Source organism: Stenotrophomonas sp. SMYL20, assembly GCF_036320045.1.
Taxonomy (GTDB): Bacteria; Pseudomonadota; Gammaproteobacteria; order Xanthomonadales; family Xanthomonadaceae; genus Stenotrophomonas; species Stenotrophomonas maltophilia_A.
Map to the genome: position 1 here is coordinate 186755 of NZ_JAWIRT010000004.1, position 17631 is coordinate 204385.

Genomic DNA, 17631 nt, shown 5'->3' on the forward strand with positions numbered 1-17631 from the left:
AACGAGTGGTTACAACCCCTCCGCGCGCAGCCAGCGCCATAGCGTGGTGCGTGACACGCCCAGCGCCTGCGCCATCCCCTCGCGATCATTGCGGTGTTCCTGCAACAGCGTTTCCAGCTGCGCGCGCGGTGGGCGCTTGCCGTTGCTTTCCACCGGCAATGCTGCAACGCCCTCATTCACAAGTTCGGGCGCCAGCTGCAGTAGTCGCGCCGCATCAATCAGCCCTTCACCGGGCTGCCAGTGGATGCGCAGGCGATCGACCAGATTGCGCAGTTCGCGCACGTTACCGGGCCACTCCGCGGTGGTCAGTACCGCCAGTGCATGCTCATCCAGTGGCGCATCGATGCCGCGCAGCTGGCGGAAGAAGTGCTGTGCCAGCAAGGGGATATCCGCGCGCCGCGCACGCAGCGAGGGCAGGGCGATACGCAGCGCGGCCAGGCGGTAGTACAGGTCGCGCCGGAAGCTGCCGGCTGCCGCGCGCTGTTCCAGCGACTGCAGGGTGGCGGCCACCACGCGCAGGTCCACCGGGGTCGGTTCGGTGGCGCCCACGCGCAGTACCTCGCGTTCTTCCAGTACGCGCAGTAGGCGGGTCTGCAGCGGTAGCGGCAGTTCGCCGATTTCGTCCAGGAACAGCGTCCCGCCGTCTGCGGCTTCGACCAGGCCGACACGGCCGCCACGGCGTGCGCCGGTGAAGGCCCCATCGCTGTAGCCGAACAGCTCCGCTTCCAGCAGCGATTCGCTGATCGCGCCGCAGTTCAACGCGACGAAGCGGCCTCGACGGCCGCTGGCCGCGTGCAGCTGGCGCGCAACCAGTTCCTTGCCGGTGCCGGTTTCGCCGGTGACCAGCACGGTGCTGTCATGCGGGGCATACAGCGCGATCTGTGCGCGCACCTGCGCCATCGCATCGCTGTCGCCGAGCAGTTCATGCGCATCGGCACGCGCTGCCGGGCGCCGGCGTGGGGCAGGGCGGTTGCTGCCGGAACGTGCCAGGGTCTGGGTCAGTTCCAGCGCATGTTCGAACGCCTGCCGCACCGAGTCGGCCGAATACAGCAGCACCCCGGGCAGGCCGGCCTGTTCGGCGTGGTCGATGGCCATGCCGGTGCCGACGATCACTTCGATGCCGTTGGCGCGCAGATCGGCGATGCAGTCGCGTGCGTCCTCGCGGGTTACGAAACGGCGATGCTCGATATCCAGGCCGAAACTCTGCTGGAAGTTGCTGAACACCGGCACGTCGCTGGCGTGGGTGACCAGGCCGATGCGGCTGGCGATGCGGCGGGCACGGGCCAGTGCTTCCATCAGGTCGAAGCCGTTGGCCTGGATCGGCACCAGTGGCAGCTCCAGCCGGCCGCGCAGCCAGGCGGCGTTGGAGCCGCCGGCAATCACCACATCGCAATGCTCGCGGCGCAGGCGCTGGCCGATCACATCCACCGCTTCCTCGAAGCCGAGGTTGATCTGTTCGATGCGCGCGCGACGGTCGAACTCGGGAATGACGTCACCGAGCAGGCCGGTCAGCCGCGAGACGCTGACCGTCCAGATCACCGGTCGGCCGGGGTCGGCATCGGCATGGCGCAGGGGCGAGCGGGGCAGGTACATGGCGATGGGTTCAGACGGGGTGTTTCATGATACATCTGTTTCAATGTTTCATTTGTTTCGCGGTTGCGTGTCGGTCATCCCCGTGAAATCAACCGCTTGCAGCTTGGCATGGTGCTTGCGCCTACCCATCCGTTCTTCAACCTGGATTGCCGCATGACTGCTTCCGCCCCTTTCTCTGCCGGTGCCCGCTTCCGTGAGGCGCTGGCTGCCGAATCGCCGCTGCAGGTGATCGGCGCGATCAACGCCAACCACGCCCTGCTGGCCAAGCGCGCCGGCTTCCGTGCCATCTACCTGTCCGGCGGCGGCGTTGCCGCAGGCTCGCTGGGCCTGCCGGACCTGGGCATCAATACCCTGGAAGACGTGCTGGTGGACGTGCGCCGCATCACCGATGTCTGCGACCTGCCGCTGATGGTCGACATCGACACCGGCTTTGGCCCGAGCGCGTTCAACATCGCGCGCACCGTGAAGTCGCTGATCAAGGCCGGCGCCGCGGCCTGCCATATCGAGGACCAGGTCGGCGCCAAGCGCTGCGGCCACCGTCCGGGCAAGGAGATCGTCTCGCAGGGTGAAATGGTCGACCGCGTGAAGGCGGCCGCCGATGCCAAGACCGATCCGGACTTCTTCCTGATCGCGCGCACCGACGCCATCCAGGTGGACGGCGTGGACAAGGCTATCGAGCGCGCCATCGCCTGTGTCGAGGCGGGTGCCGACGGCATCTTCGCCGAGGCCGCCTACGACCTGGACACCTACCGCCGCTTCGTCGACGCGGTGAAGGTGCCGGTGCTGGCCAACATCACCGAATTCGGTGCCACCCCGCTGTTCAGCCGCGATGAACTGGCATCGGCTGGCGTCGCCATCCAGCTGTTCCCGCTGTCGGCCTTCCGTGCGGCCAACAAGGCCGCCGAGAACGTCTACCAGGCGGTGCGCCACGATGGCCACCAGCGCAACGTGGTCGAGACCATGCAGACCCGCGAAGAACTCTACGACCGCATCGGCTACCACGCCTTCGAGCAGCAGCTCGATGCACTGTTCGCCGCCAAGAAATAAGCAGTACCCTGCACCATCAAGTTTTCGGAGGGAAACATGAACGATACGACCGCAACCCCGACCTTCAAGCCGAAGAAGTCCGTCGCCCTGTCCGGCACCGCCGCCGGCAACACCGCGCTGTGCAGCGTGGGCCGTAGTGGCAACGATCTGCACTACCGTGGCTACGACATCCTGGACCTGGCCAACACCAGCGAGTTCGAGGAAATCGCCTACCTGCTGGTGCACGGCAAGCTGCCGACCCGCGCCGAGCTGGTTTCGTACAAGGCCAAGCTGAAGTCGCTGCGCGGCATCCCGGCCGCGGTGAAGGCGGCGCTGGAAGAACTGCCGCCGTCGGCACACCCGATGGACGTGATGCGCACCGGCGTGTCCGTGCTCGGCTGCGTGGCGCCGGAGAAGGACGATCACAACCATCCGGGCGCGCGTGACATCGCCGACAAGCTGATGGCCTGCCTCGGTTCGATGCTGCTGTACTGGTACCACTGGAGCCACAACGGCCGCGCCATCGACGTGGAAACCGACGATGACTCGATCGGTGGCCACTTCCTGCACCTGCTGCACGGCGAGAAGCCGCAGGAATCGTGGGTGAAGGCGATGCACACCTCGCTGATCCTGTACGCCGAGCACGAGTTCAACGCCTCGACCTTCACCTGCCGCGTCATCGCCGGTACCGGCAGCGACATGTACAGCGCGATCTGCGGTGGCATCGGCGCGCTGCGTGGCCCGAAGCATGGCGGCGCCAACGAAGTGGCGTTCGAAGTGCAGAAGCGCTACGACAACCCGGATGAAGCCGAGGAAGACATCAAGGCCCGCGTCGAGCGCAAGGAAGTGGTGATCGGTTTCGGCCACCCGGTCTACACCGTCTCCGATCCGCGCAACAAGGTGATCAAGGACGTGGCCCGCGAGCTGTCCGAAGAACAGTCCAGCATGAAGATGTACGACATCGCCGAGCGCCTGGAATCGGTGATGTGGGACATCAAGAAGATGTTCCCGAACCTGGACTGGTTCAGTGCCGTCAGCTACCACATGATGGGCGTGCCGACCGCGATGTTCACCCCGCTGTTCGTGATCGCCCGCACCGCCGGCTGGAGCGCGCACATCGTCGAGCAGCGCATCGACGGCAAGATCATCCGCCCGAGCGCCAACTACATCGGTCCGGAAGACCGCGACTTCGTCGCCATCGACAAGCGCGTCTGATCCCCCTGCTGTACCCATCCGGCCGGCCCCGTGCCGGCCGGATGCTTTCGCCGCCGCACCGCCGGCACCCGGCCCGCCTCAAGCACTCCGCCAGCCCATGAATACCGATTACCGCAAGAACCTCCCCGGCAGCACGCTGGACTATTTCGACGCGCGCGCCGCTGTCGATGCGATCCAGCCTGGCGCCTATGCCACCCTGCCGTACACCTCGCGCGTGCTGGCCGAGAACCTGGTGCGCCGCTGCGATCCGGCCACGCTCGGCGATTCGCTGAAGCAGCTGATCGAGCGCCGCCGCGACCTCGATTTCCCGTGGTTCCCGGCGCGCGTTGTGTGCCACGACATCCTCGGCCAGACCGCACTGGTCGACCTGGCCGGTCTGCGCGATGCGATCGCCGACAAGGGCGGTGACCCGGCCAAGGTGAATCCGGTGGTGCCGGTGCAGTTGATCGTCGATCACTCGCTGGCAGTGGAATGTGGTGGTTTCGATCCGCAGGCGTTCGAGAAGAACCGCGCCATCGAAGATCGCCGCAACGAAGATCGTTTCCACTTCATCGACTGGACCAAGCTGGCCTTCGAGAACGTGGACGTGATTCCGCCGGGCAACGGCATCATGCACCAGATCAACCTGGAGAAGATGTCGCCGGTGGTCTACGTGCAGGACGGCGTGGCCTTCCCGGATACCTGCGTGGGTACCGACAGCCATACCCCGCACGTGGATGCACTGGGCGTGATCGCGATTGGTGTTGGCGGCCTGGAAGCCGAGAACGTGATGCTGGGCCGCGCCTCGTGGATGCGTCTGCCGGACATCATCGGTGTCGAGCTGACCGGCAGGCCGCAGCCGGGCATCACTGCCACCGACGTGGTGCTGGCGCTGACCGAGTTCCTGCGCAAGGAGCGCGTGGTCGGTGCGTGGCTTGAATTCTTCGGCGAGGGTGCCGCGGCACTGACCATCGGTGACCGCGCCACCATCTCCAACATGTGCCCCGAATACGGCGCGACCGCCGCGATGTTCTACATCGACGGGCAGACCATCGATTACCTGCGCCTGACTGGCCGCGAGGAATCGCAGGTGGCGCTGGTGGAGAACTATGCCCGCACCACCGGCCTGTGGGCCGATGATCTGGCCACCGCGCAGTACGAGCGCGTGCTGCGCTTCGATCTGTCCAGCGTGGTGCGCAACGTGGCCGGCCCGAGCAATCCGCACCGTCGCCTGCCGGTGGCCGAACTGGTCGAGCGCGGCATTGCTGATGCGGCCAAGCTGGAAGCGGGCAAAGCCGAACAGGCGCAGGGCCTGATGCCGGATGGCGCGGTGATCATCGCCGCCATCACCAGCTGCACCAATACGTCCAATCCGCGCAACGTGATCGCCGCCGCACTGCTGGCGCGCAAGGCCAACGAGCGTGGCCTGCTGCGCAAGCCGTGGGTGAAGTCCTCGCTGGCGCCGGGCTCGAAAGCGGTGCAGCTGTACCTGGAAGAATCCGGCCTGCTGCCGGACCTGGAGAAGCTGGGCTTCGGCATCGTTGCCTTCGCCTGCACCACCTGCAACGGCATGAGCGGTGCGCTGGACCCGAAGATCCAGCAGGAAATCATCGATCGCGACCTGTATTCCACCGCCGTGTTGTCGGGCAACCGCAACTTCGATGGCCGCATCCACCCGTATGCGAAGCAGGCCTTCCTGGCCTCGCCGCCGCTGGTGATCGCCTATGCCATCGCCGGCACCGTGCGCTTCGATATCGAGAAGGACGTGCTGGGCGTGGATGCCGATGGCAGTGAGGTGCGCCTGAAGGACATCTGGCCGAGTGATGCCGAGATCGACGCGGTGGTGAAGGCCTCGGTGAAGCCGGAGCAGTTCCGCCGCGTCTACAACCCGATGTTCAACGTGCGCGTGGAGCACGGTGCGGCGGTCAGCCCGCTGTACGACTGGCGCCCGCAGAGCACCTACATCCGCCGTCCGCCGTACTGGGAGGGCGCACTGGCCGGTGAGCGCACGCTGTCTGGCATGCGCGCGCTGGCGGTGCTGCCGGACAACATCACCACCGACCACCTGTCGCCGTCCAACGCGATCCTGGCGTCCAGTGCCGCCGGTGAGTACCTGGCGAAGATGGGCCTGCCGGAAGAGGACTTCAATTCCTACGCCACCCACCGCGGTGACCACCTGACCGCGCAGCGCGCCACCTTCGCCAACCCGAAGCTGTTCAACGAGATGGTGCGCAACGACGACGGCAGCGTGAAGCAGGGTTCGCTGGCGCGCGTGGAGCCGGAAGGCAAGGTGATGCGCATGTGGGAAGCGATCGAAACCTACATGGACCGCAAGCAGCCGCTGATCATCATCGCCGGTGCCGACTACGGCCAGGGCAGCTCGCGTGACTGGGCCGCCAAGGGCGTGCGCCTGGCCGGCGTGGAGGCGATCGCGGCCGAAGGCTTCGAACGGATTCACCGTACCAACCTGATCGGCATGGGCGTGCTGCCGCTGGAGTTCAAGCCGGGCACCACCCGCCTGACCCTGGGCATCGACGGCACCGAGACCTTCGACGTGATCGGCGAGCGCACCCCGCGCGCCGAGCTGACCCTGGTCATCCACCGCCGCGACGGCCAGGACGTGCTCGTGCCGGTCACCTGCCGCCTGGACAGCGACGAGGAAGTGGCGATCTACGAGGCCGGCGGCGTGCTGCAGCGCTTCGCCCAGGACTTCCTGGAAGGCGCCAAGGTGGCGTGATGCCGGACTGAATGCCTGCCCCCGGAGGCCGGGGGCGGGCTTGTCCGACACCAGGGCAGGGCGCACACTGACTTGGCAAAAACTGCCAAAGGAGAGTTTCATGGCCACCATGAACATTTCGCTGACCGATCCGCTCAAGCAGTTCGTGGACGAGGAAGTGCGCGAAGGCGGCTACTCCAGTACGTCGGATTATGTGCGTGACCTGATCCGCCAGCGTCAGCGCAGCAAGGCTGAAGAGCTGCTCAAGCAGTTGATTGCCGAGGGGCTGGCTTCTGGGCCTGCCGTTCCGGTGACTGCGGCCACATTCGAGCGGATGCGTCGCGAACTGACCGAAAGGATGGAGCGTGAAGGCGATTGAATGGAGGCCCAGGGCCGAAGCCGACGCAGCCGATGCCGCGCTATGGTTCGCACGGCAGGGTGGGCTGGTGCTGGGTCGGCGCTTTCTCGCCGAGCTGGAGGCCACGCTTCAACGTACTGCGATGTTCCCTGCGTCAGGTTCCGTCCGCCATGCCGACCTCGCCGCACAGTTGCCGGCACTCCTGCGCTTCATGCAGGTTCCGGGCTTTGAACGCTATCTCGTCTACTACCTCGATCTGCCGGACCGCGTGGACGTCATGCGGGTGTGGTGCGTTGATCGTGGCCTTGACGCACTGATGCAAGACATTTCCTGAAATCCAAACGCTTGGATCCGACGATGAATTTTCTTCCGCAACTCCGAATTCCCGCCACCTACATGCGCGGCGGCACCAGCAAGGGCGTGTTCTTCCGCCTGCAGGACCTGCCCGAGGCCGCGCAGGTGCCGGGCGCCGCGCGTGACGCGCTGCTGATGCGCGTGATCGGTTCGCCCGATCCGTATGGCAAGCAGACCGATGGCATGGGGGGCGCCACCTCCAGCACCAGCAAGTGCGTGATCATTTCCACCGCTTCGGTGCCTGACCACGACGTGGACTACCTGTATGGCCAGGTGTCGATCGACACCGCCTTCGTCGACTGGAGCGGCAACTGCGGCAACCTCAGCACTGCGGTGGGTCCGTTCGCGATTGCCAATGGTCTGATCGATCCGGCCCGGGTGCCGCGCGATGGCCTGTGCACCGTGCGCATCTGGCAGGCCAACATCGGCAAGACCATCATCGCGCACGTGCCGATGCGCGATGGCGAAGTGCAGGAGATCGGCGATTTCGAGCTGGACGGCGTGACCTTCCCGGCGGCCGAGATCCAGCTGGAATTCATCGATCCGTCCGATGACGGCGATGCGGGTGCGATGTTCCCGACCGGCAACCTGGTCGATACCCTGGAAGTGCCCGGCGTGGGCAGCTTCGAGGTGACCATGATCACCGCTGGCATCCCGACCATCTTCCTCAACGCCGCCGATCTGGGCTACAGCGGCACCGAGCTGCAGCCGGCGATCAACGAAGACAAGGCCGCGCTGCAGAAATTCGAGACCATCCGCGCCTACGGCGCCTTGCGCATGGGTCTGATCAAGAACCTGGAAGACGCGGCGACCCGCCAGCATACGCCGAAGGTGGCGTTCGTTGCACCGGCGCAGGACTATGTGTCATCCAGCGGCAAGGCCATTCCGGCCTCGGCCATCGATCTGCATGCGCGCGCATTGTCGATGGGCAAGCTGCACCACGCGATGATGGGTACCGCCGCCGTGGCGATCGGCACCGCCGCGGCGATTCCGGGCACCCTGGTCAATCGCGCGGCCGGTGGTGGTGAACGCGAAGCGGTGACCTTTGGTCACCCTTCCGGCACGTTGCGCGTGGGTGCGCAGGCCGGCCTCGTTGACGGCCAGTGGACAGTAAGCAAGGCCATCATGAGCCGCAGTGCCCGCGTGCTGATGGAAGGCAAGGTGCGGGTACCGGCCGAGTAACCAGCAGGTCGGCGCTGGCATCACACGCTTCGGTAGATGCCAACCTTGGTTGGCATGGCATTGGCGCCGCCCGGCAACGTCCAGCGCCAACCACGGTTGGCGACTACCGGGAGGCGCGGCCTGACCTGCTTTTCTGAAGAGGAGATCGACGATGTCCGACAGCCCCACCCCATCCAACGAGCGTGCAGCGTGGGATGCGCTGCTGGTGGACATCGTCGATTACGTGCGCGACGCACGCATCGACTCACCGCTGGCGTTCCAGACCGCGCACCACTGCCTGCTTGATACGCTGGGCTGCGGGCTGGAAGCACTGTCCTTCCCGGCCTGCAGCAAGCTGCTCGGTCCCGTGGTGCCAGGCATCAGCGTGGTCAACGGCGCGCGCGTTCCGGGCACCCACTACGTGCTGGACCCGGTGCAGGCGGCGTTCAATCTGGGCGCGATGGTGCGCTGGCTCGATTTCAACGACACCTGGCTGGCCGCCGAATGGGGCCACCCGTCGGACAATCTGGGCGGAATCCTCGCCGTCTGCGACTGGCTGGGACGCAACGCGCAGGCCCTGCGCCGCCCGCCGCCGACCGTGCACGACGTGCTGCTGGCGATGATCAAGGCGCACGAGATCCAGGGTGTACTGGCCCTGCAGAATTCCTTCAATCGGGTCGGGCTGGACCATGTGGTGCTGGTCAAGGTCGCCACCACCGCTGTGGTGGCGCAGCTGCTCGGGCTGGATCGCGAACGCATGCTCAATGCAGTGTCGCTGGCCTGGGTCGATGGCCAGGCGCTGCGGACCTACCGGCACGCGCCCAACACCGGTTCGCGCAAGAGCTGGGCCGCCGGCGATGCCACCAGCCGTGGCGTACGCCTGGCGCTGATCGCGGCAACGGGTGAAATGGGCTATCCGAGCGTGCTCAGTGCACCGACCTGGGGCTTCGAGGCTGTGTCCATGCATGGACAGGCACTGACGCTGGAGCGGCCGCTGGGCAGCTATGTGATGGAGAACGTGCTATTCAAGATCAGCTACCCGGCCGAGTTCCACGGCCAGACTGCGGTGGAGGCAGCGATCGCGCTGCACCAGCAATTGCGCGCGATGGGGCGGCAGGTCGAGGATATCGCGCACATCGCCATCCGCACCCAGGAAGCCTGCATCCGCATCATCGACAAGAGAGGCCCACTGCACAATCCGGCCGACCGCGACCACTGCGTGCAGTACATGATCGCCATCGCGCTGCTGCATGGGCGGCTGGTGGCCGAGGACTATGAGGACGACGTCGCCGCCGATCCGCGCATCGACGCGCTGCGCGCAAAGATGGCCTGCCACGAGGATCCGCAGCTCAGCGCCGACTATCTGGACCCGGACAAGCGCAGCATCGCCAACGGCCTGAGCGTGCGCTTCAACGATGGCAGTGAACTGCCGGAAGTGCTGGTGGAGTACCCGCTTGGCCACGCCCGACGCCGCGGAGAAGGCATTCCGCTGCTGATGGACAAGTTCCGCCGGCACCTGGCCCATCGCTTCCCGACCGCCCAGCAGCAGCGCATCCTGGCGGCATCGCTGGACCCGGTGGCCCTGGCGGCGATGCCGGTGACCGATTACGTGGACCTGTACCTGCCGGTGTAGGGAACGCGCTTCGGCGGATCTGGCGCTGCGCCTGCTTGCCGGGCACGTAGCTGCACCTGCTTTGGTAGGTGCCAACCTTGGTTGGCACAGCCGACGCCAACCAGGGTTGGCGGCTACCGGTCCAGCCGGCCGGCGGCCGGCGCTACCCGCGCCCCGGGCAATTGCCGAATCCGCGTCAACACCTTGACGCGGCCTGCCTATAATGGCCGCCTCGATCAAGGAGTGACGACATGAGCGGTCCGGCACGGCGGAAGCGGTGGGGATGGGCGGCGACAGTACTGGCAGGAGGCCTGTTGCTGGGCCTGGCCGGCTGCCGCAACGACAGCGGGCAGCTGCCCAAGGCCAGCGGTGAAGCGATCACCACCCAGGCCGAGCAGGTGAAGGAATTCACCCTGCTGCGCGCCTACCCGGACCAGAAGAATGACGGCCTGTCGCTGGCGCTGGAATTCTCGCGCCCACTGGTGGGCACCCAGGATTTCGACAAGCTGGTGCGCTTCGAAGAGAAGGTCGGCACCGACGACAGCAGCTGGACGCTGTCCGATGACGGCCTGACCCTGCGTTACCCGTTCGTCGAGGCTGGCAAGGAGTTCAGCCTGGTGGTCTCGCCCGACCTGCTGGCCGCCGATGGCAGTCGCCTGGGCAAGGAAATGAAGCAGAAGGTGTTCAGCGGCGAGCTGAAGCCGGTGGTCGGGTTCGCCTCGCAGGGCAGCGTGCTGCCGGCGAAGGACAGCCGTGGCCTGCCGGTGGTCTCGGTGAACGTGCCCGAGGTTGACGTCGAATTCCTGCGCGTGCGCGAGAAGGACCTGCCGACTTTCTTCAGCCAGTACCAACGCGGTGGCCGCCGCGGCAGCTGGGAGCTGAGCAGCGACTACGAGCGCAGCCCGATCAACAAGCTGGCCGAGCCGGTCTACGTCAACCGCTTCATCCTCGGCGGCAAGAAGAACGAGCGGGTGCTGACCTACCTGCCGACCCAGGACATCAAGGAACTGCAGGAGCCGGGCCTGTACTTCGCCCTGCTCAAGCGCACCGGTGACTATGAAGGCGAGTTCGACACCGCGTTCTTCTCGGTCAGCGACATCGGCCTGCATACCCGCGCCTACAAGGACAAGCTGTTCGTGCACACCGCCGGCCTCAAGGACGGCGCGCCGCTGAAGGGCATCGACCTGCGCGTGCTCGACGCCAAGGGCGAGGTGGTACTGAAGGGCAGCACCGACGGCAACGGCAATGCGCTGCTGAACTACACGCTGGATGCCACTCACGTGCTGGTCGCCAGCACGGGCAAGGACACCAGCTTCCTGCCGTTCAACCAGCCGGCGCTGGACCTGAGCGAATTCGCCGTGGCCGGCCGTGACAATGCCTGGTTCGACGTCTATGCCTGGTCCGGGCGCGACCTGTATCGCCCGGGCGAAACCGTGCGCCTGTCCGCCCTGCTGCGCGACAACGATGGCAAGCCGGTCAAGGCTCAGCCGGTGTTCCTGCGCCTGAAGCAGCCCGACGGCAAGACCTTCCGCGAGACCCGCCTGCAGCCGGGCGAGCAGGGCTACATCAATTTCGAGCAGGTGATCCCCGCCGAGGCGCCGACCGGGCGCTGGCAGGTCGAGTTCCGCACCGACCCGGCGAGCAAGGAAGCGATCCAGGGCATGACCCTGCGTATCGAGGAGTTCCTGCCCGAGCGCATGAAGCTGGACCTGGACAGCGCACAGAAGACGCTGAAGCCGGGTGAGGACCTGCGCCTGCAGGCCAATGGCGCCTACCTGTACGGGGCGCCGGCCGACGGCAACCGTTTCACCGCGCGCATGGCGGTGGCCGCCGAGCAGCAGCCGGTCGAGGGCCTGCCGGGCTACTTCTTCGGTGACCCGACCCTGCAGCTGCCGCGCGAAGCCAAGGACGTGATCGATACCACGCTGCCGGCCAACGGCCAGCTGCGTGAGGATGTGGCATTGCCGGAAGAGGCCGCCAAGGCCAAAGCACCGATCGCCGTGGTGCTGTCCGGCAGCCTGTATGAAACCGGTGGCCGTACCGTCACCCGCACCCTGAAGCGGGTGATGTGGCCGGCCAACGCGCTGGTTGGCGTGCGCCCGCTGTTCAACCCCGAGGATGGTGCCGACTCCAACGGCAATGCACGCTTCGAGTTGATGCGCGTGGATGCTGCGGGCACACCGCAGCCGGCCAAGGGCCTGAAGATCACCCTGGTGCGCGAGCTGCGCGACTACCACTGGACCTTCAACGACAACCGCTGGGACTACGATTTCACCCGCCGCTTCGAGAACAAGGAAACCCGCACCGTCGACGCCGGCAGCAGCGCGGTCGCCTTCGATTTCCCGGTGGAGTGGGGCGAGTACCGGGTGGATGTGTTCGATCCGTCCACCGGCTTGACCAGCCGCTATCCGTTCCGCGCCGGCTGGAGTTGGGGCGACGACAACCGCGGTCTGGACGCGCGCCCGGACAAGGTCAAGCTGGGCCTGGACAAGACCGGCTACAAGGCCGGTGACACCCTGGAAGTGACGGTGACTCCGCCGCATGCCGGCAAGGGCATCCTGATGGTCGAGACCGACCGCATGCTGTACGTGCAGGACATCGACGCCAAGCCGGGTTCGACCTTCAAGATTCCGGTCACCGCCGACTGGGAGCGCCACGACGTCTACATCACCGCACTGGTGTTCCGCGGCGGCAGTGCGCCGAGCAAGATCACCCCGGCCCGTGCCGTGGGCGTGGTGCATGTGCCGATGGACCGCAAGGGCCGCACCGTGGCCGTCGGCCTGGCTGCGCCCAAGCAGATGCGCCCGGAGCAGGACCTGCCGGTGACGGTCAGTGCACCGCAGCTGGCCGGCAAGATGGCGCACGTCACTGTCTCGGCGGTGGACGTGGGCATCCTCAACATCACCCGCTTCCCGGTACCCGATGCCGGTGCGCACTTCTTCGCCCAGCGTCGCCTCGGCATTGATGCCTATGACATCTACAGCCGGGTGATCGAGAGCTTTGACGGCGGTGCCGGCAAGCTGAAGTTCGGTGGCGACATGGCGCTGCAGGCATTGCCGCAGGCCAAGCGCCCGACTGCGCGCGTGCAGACCGTGGACCTGTTCTCCGGCCCGGTGCAGCTCGATGCCAAGGGCATCGCCCGCATCCGCCTGAAGGTGCCGGACTTCAACGGCACCCTGCGGGTGTCGGCACTGGTCTACAGCGATGACCAGTACGGCAAGCGCGACGTGGAAACCGTGGTGCGCGCGCCGATCCTGGCCGAAGCCAGCATGCCGCGCGTGCTGGCCCCGGGCGACCGCAGCACGGTGACCCTGGACGTGCAGAACTTCACCGGCAAGCCGGGCCAGTTCAACGTGAAGGTTGAAAGCGAAGGCCCGCTGAACCTGGGCGAGGGCAGCCGCAGCGTGCAGTTGAATGCCGATGCCAAGACCACGCTGAGTTTCCCGCTGTCCGCGCGTGAGGGCCACAGCGTGGCCAAGGTGCGCGTACGTGTGGACGGCAACGGCTTCAAGGCCGACCGCCGCTACGAACTGCCGGTGCGTGCCGCGTGGCCGCAGGTGCTGCGTTCGCAGGTGCGCACGCTGGATCCGCTGGCAGCGGTCAGTCTCGACAACAGCCTGACCGATGGCCTGATGTCCGAGTCGGTGAATGCCCGCCTGCTGGTCAGCCCGCTGCCGCCGATCCCGTTCGCCAGTGCGCTGCAGGGCGCGCTGAACTACCCGTACGGCTGTGCCGAGCAGACCACCAGCAAGGGTTACGCCGCACTGATCCTGGACCAGGCGACGTCGTCGATGCTCGGTGCCGACGGCCTGGATGCCAAGACCCGTCGTGAGCGCATGGAAGGTGCGTTCGGCCGCCTGGCGTCGATGCAGGTGGCCAATGGCAACTTCTCGATGTGGGGTGACGACGGCTACGTGAACCCGTGGCTGACGCCTTACATCACCGAGTTCCTGCTCGATGCCAAGGACGCCGGCTTCGCGGTGCCGGACAACGTGCTGCAGAAGGCGCTCAACCGTCTCAGCGAGGACCTGCTGTCCGGCGGCAACCAGTTCTACGGCCAGGACGACCGCGAGAAGCTGAAGTTCGCCAACCAGGCGTATTCGGGCTACGTGCTGGCCCGGGTCAACCGTGCGCCGCTGGGCACCCTGCGCACGCTGTACGACAACGAGCGCAGCAAGGCGGTCGGCGGCCTGTCGCTGGTCCATCTGGGCGTGGCGCTGTCGCTGCAGGGTGATGCCAAGCGTGGCCAGGCCGCGCTGACCGCAGCCTTCGCCAAGTCCAGCAGCGAACGCCCGTCCTACTTCGGCGACTACGGCAGTGCGATCCGTGATGACGCGCTGATGATCGCGCTGACCCACGAAAACAAGCTGGCCAAGCCGGCCTGGGATGCGCGTGCGGTGGATCTGGGCCGTGGCCTGGATGCGCGCCGCAATGCCGGCTGGATGTGGCTGAGCACGCAGGAACAGGTGGCCATCGCCCGCCTTGGCAAGGCACTGGCCGCCAATCAGAAGGCGCTGGTGGCCGGTGAGCTGGTGATCGGTGGCAACACCGAAGCCATCGGCGAGCGCAAGCTGTTCGGCCGCAATTTCAGCGCCAGCGAGCTGGCCAGCGGCGTGCGCTTCACCCCGCAGGGGCAGCCGCCGATGTTCGCCAGCATCGACGTGGCCGGTATTCCGCGCAGCGCACCGGCGCCGGACAACAGCGTGCTGGGCATTGAGCGCAGCTACTTCGGCACCGATGGCAAGCCGTGGTCGCCGCGTCCGCTGAAGGAAGGCGAAGCCCTGATCGTTCGCGTGACGGTCACCGCCGACACCACGATGCCCGATGCACTGCTGACCGACCTGCTGCCGGCGGGCCTGGAGATCGAGAACTTCAACCTGGGCGATGCCAAGCAGTGGGCCGACGTGGTGGTTGATGGCATCACCATCAGCGACCGCAGCGAAGCCGCTGACACCAAGCACGAAGAGTTCCGCGACGACCGCTATGTGGCTGCGCTGAAGCTCTCGCGTGGCAGCAAGGCCAACGTGTTCTATCTGGTGCGTGCGGTGACCCCGGGTACCTACTCGGTGCCGCCGCCGCTGGTGGAGGACATGTACCGGCCGCAGCTGCGTGGTGTCGGCCGTAGCAACCCGACCACGATCACGGTGGTACAGCCGTGACCGCGCGGACGGGCCGCGACGGCGCGGCCCGTCCCGCTGGCAAGCTCCAATCCGGCACGCTGCAATGAAGAAGACGATGTCGATCCGGCTGGCGGCCCTGCGCCGCCGGTTGCGGCCGCTGTGGCCGTGGCTGCGCTGGGGCACGGCCGCCACGCTGGCGCTGCTGCTGGTGCTGGATTTCGCCTTCCCGCCGCCGCTGCCGAAGCAACGCGATACCAGCACCCTGGTGGTTGCCGCTGATGGCACGCCGCTGCGCGCGTTCGCAGATGCCGAGGGCGTGTGGCGCTATCCGGCATCGATCGACAGCGTCTCGCCGCTGTACCTGCAGGCGCTGCTGACCTACGAAGACCGCTGGTTCTGGCGCCATCCGGGTATCAACCCGCTGGCCATCCTGCGTGCCAGCGGCCAGCTGCTGCGCGGTGGTCGCATCGTTTCCGGCGGCTCGACCCTGACCATGCAGGTCGCGCGCATCCTCGACCCGCATACGCGCACACCCTGGGGAAAGCTCAAGCAGATGCTGCGCGCGGTGCAGCTGGAAGTTCACCTGAGCAAGCGGCAGATCCTGGCCCTGTATCTGGAGCGCGCGCCCTACGGTGGCACCATCGAGGGCGTGGAAGCGGCCAGCTGGGCCTATCTGGGCAAGCCGGCGGCGCAGCTGTCACATGCCGAGGCCGCCTTGCTGGCGGTACTGCCACAGGCACCGAGCCGGCTGCGCCCGGACCGCCACCCGGAAGCCGCGCAGAAAGCGCGCGACAAGGTGCTGTCACGCATGGCCGAACTGGGCGCGTGGACGCCGGAGGAAGTGCAGGATGCGCGCATCGAGAACGTGGTGGCACGCTCGCTGCGACCTCCGATGCACGCCGCGCTGCTGGCGCAGCGCCTGCATTCGGCGCATCCAGGACAGGCGCGCATCCAGAGCAGCATCGACATCGGCCTGCAGCGCACGCTGGAAGAACGCGTGGCCAGCTATTTCTCGACGCTGCCCGAGCGCACCTCGGCGGCGTTGCTGGTGGTCGACAACCAGACCCTGCAGGCGCGCGCCTATGTCGGCACGTTGTCCTTCGGTGACCGCCAGCGCCTCGGTCACGTCGACATGGTGCAGGCATGGCGCTCGCCGGGCTCCACGCTCAAGCCGTTCCTGTATGCGATGGCGCTGGACGATGGCCTGATCCATTCGGAAAGCCTGCTGGTCGATGCGCCGCAGAGTTTCGGCAGCTACCGGCCCGGCAACTTCGACATGGCCTTCAATGGGCCGATTGGTGCCTCCAGCGCATTGCGGCTGTCGCTCAACGTGCCCTCGGTGGACCTGCTGCAGCGGGTCGGTCCGGCGCGCTTCGCCGCACGCCTGTCGCACTCCGGCATCCAGCTGCGCTTCCCGCCGGGCAGCACGCCCAACCTGTCGCTGATCCTGGGCGGCACCGGTGCGCGGCTGGAAGATCTGGTGGGTGCGTTCGCCGCGCTCAACCGCAACGGCATCGCCGGGCGCGTGCGCTACACCGATGACGAACCGATGATCGAGCGGCGCCTGGCCTCGCCGGGCGCCAGCTGGATCGTGCGCGAGATGCTGGAATCGAACCCTCGCCCGGGCTACAGCGTCGGTACCTTCGATGTCGGTGGACGCCCGCGGGTGGCGTGGAAGACCGGCACCAGTTACGGGTACCGCGATGCGTGGGCGATCGGGAGCACCCGCCACTACACCGTGGGCGTGTGGGTGGGCCGGCCGGACGGCACGCCGTTGCCGGGCCAGTACGGCGCGGTGACCGCGCTGCCGCTGATGTTCGAAGTGGTGGACAGCCTGCCGCGCCAGCGCGGCGATTCGGCTGCTGCACCGATGCCGGCAAGTGTCAGCCAGGAAGATATCTGCTGGCCCACCGGCGAACGCGCCGAGGGCCTGCCGGCGGCACTGTGCCAGCGGCGGATGTCGGCCTATCTGCTGGACGGCGCGGCGCCGCCGACCTTCCCTGAGCGCGAGGCGCGGCGCTGGCAGCCGGGACGGCAGCGTTATCTCGCAGACGCACGGACCGGCCTGCGTGTGTCGGCCGATTGCCGTGCGTCACACGAGGAGGTGACACGTGAGATCGCGCGCTGGCCGGCGCTGCTGTCACCGTGGTTGTCCAAGGCCACGCGCGAGGCCTCGCAGCTGCCGGCGCTATCGCCAGACTGCCGCGACGATGGGCGCGAAGCCAGCGTGGCGCTGCATGTGGACGGGCTCAACGACGGCGCCACGCTGGCGCGCGCGCCGAATGCGGAACATGGCGTGCGCCTGCAGCTGCGCGCGCTGGGCAGTGAGCAGGCAGTGGACTGGTTGCTGGATGGACGCTGGATCGCGCAGACCCGTGGCGCGCAGTTGATGCAGCGCGAGTTCGCCGATCCGGGCGCACACACTTTGACCGCGCTGGCGGCCGATGGCGCGTGGACGCAGGTGCGGTTCAACGTCCTCCGCTAGATGCCGGCCTTG

The 17631-nt window shown here is 67.0% G+C and carries 10 protein-coding genes; 9 read left to right on the forward strand and 1 reads right to left on the reverse strand.

Features of this window, described 5'->3' with window-relative positions; translation table 11 throughout:
• Nucleotides 1-9: 9 nt before the first annotated feature.
• Nucleotides 10-1593 (reverse strand): propionate catabolism operon regulatory protein PrpR, encoded by a 1584-nt coding sequence (gene prpR, locus V3B48_RS04715; protein WP_329893295.1) that lies wholly within the window; start codon nucleotides 1591-1593, stop codon nucleotides 10-12.
• 153 nt (nucleotides 1594-1746) lie between these two features.
• Between prpR and prpB the strand changes: the two genes are divergently transcribed.
• The 9 genes from prpB (at nucleotide 1747) to pbpC (ending at nucleotide 17619) form a co-directional block, all read left to right on the forward strand.
• Nucleotides 1747-2640, forward strand: a complete 894-nt coding sequence (gene prpB / locus V3B48_RS04720; protein WP_329893296.1) for a methylisocitrate lyase — start codon at nucleotides 1747-1749, stop codon at nucleotides 2638-2640.
• A 36-nt stretch (nucleotides 2641-2676) separates the two neighbouring features.
• Nucleotides 2677-3834: a 2-methylcitrate synthase gene (gene prpC, locus V3B48_RS04725; protein WP_014038133.1), complete on the forward strand. Its 1158-nt coding sequence runs from the start codon at nucleotides 2677-2679 to the stop codon at nucleotides 3832-3834.
• A gap of 97 nt (nucleotides 3835-3931) precedes the next feature.
• Nucleotides 3932-6550: a Fe/S-dependent 2-methylisocitrate dehydratase AcnD gene (gene acnD / locus V3B48_RS04730; RefSeq protein ID WP_329893297.1), complete on the forward strand. Its 2619-nt coding sequence runs from the start codon at nucleotides 3932-3934 to the stop codon at nucleotides 6548-6550.
• A gap of 100 nt (nucleotides 6551-6650) precedes the next feature.
• Nucleotides 6651-6908 carry a type II toxin-antitoxin system ParD family antitoxin gene (locus V3B48_RS04735; RefSeq protein WP_006384133.1) on the forward strand — a complete coding sequence of 86 codons (258 nt, stop codon included), beginning with the start codon at nucleotides 6651-6653 and terminating at the stop codon, nucleotides 6906-6908.
• Nucleotides 6895-7221, forward strand: coding sequence for a type II toxin-antitoxin system RelE/ParE family toxin (locus V3B48_RS04740; protein WP_329893298.1), 327 nt, complete (start codon nucleotides 6895-6897; stop codon nucleotides 7219-7221). The genes V3B48_RS04735 and V3B48_RS04740 overlap by 14 nt, the downstream gene beginning before the upstream one ends.
• A 23-nt stretch (nucleotides 7222-7244) precedes the next feature.
• The gene (gene prpF, locus V3B48_RS04745; protein WP_329893299.1) at nucleotides 7245-8423 is read left to right on the forward strand and encodes a 2-methylaconitate cis-trans isomerase PrpF; all 1179 of its coding nucleotides are present in this window, start codon (nucleotides 7245-7247) and stop codon (nucleotides 8421-8423) included.
• 151 nt (nucleotides 8424-8574) lie between these two features.
• Nucleotides 8575-10035, forward strand: a complete 1461-nt coding sequence (locus V3B48_RS04750; RefSeq protein WP_329893300.1) for a bifunctional 2-methylcitrate dehydratase/aconitate hydratase — start codon at nucleotides 8575-8577, stop codon at nucleotides 10033-10035.
• Between the two features lie 230 nt (nucleotides 10036-10265).
• Nucleotides 10266-15173 carry an alpha-2-macroglobulin gene (locus V3B48_RS04755; protein ID WP_329893301.1) on the forward strand — a complete coding sequence of 1636 codons (4908 nt, stop codon included), beginning with the start codon at nucleotides 10266-10268 and terminating at the stop codon, nucleotides 15171-15173.
• Between the two features lie 64 nt (nucleotides 15174-15237).
• A complete protein-coding gene (pbpC, locus tag V3B48_RS04760; RefSeq protein ID WP_329893302.1) occupies nucleotides 15238-17619 on the forward strand; it encodes a penicillin-binding protein 1C in 2382 nt (793 codons plus the stop codon).
• Nucleotides 17620-17631 lie beyond the last annotated feature (12 nt).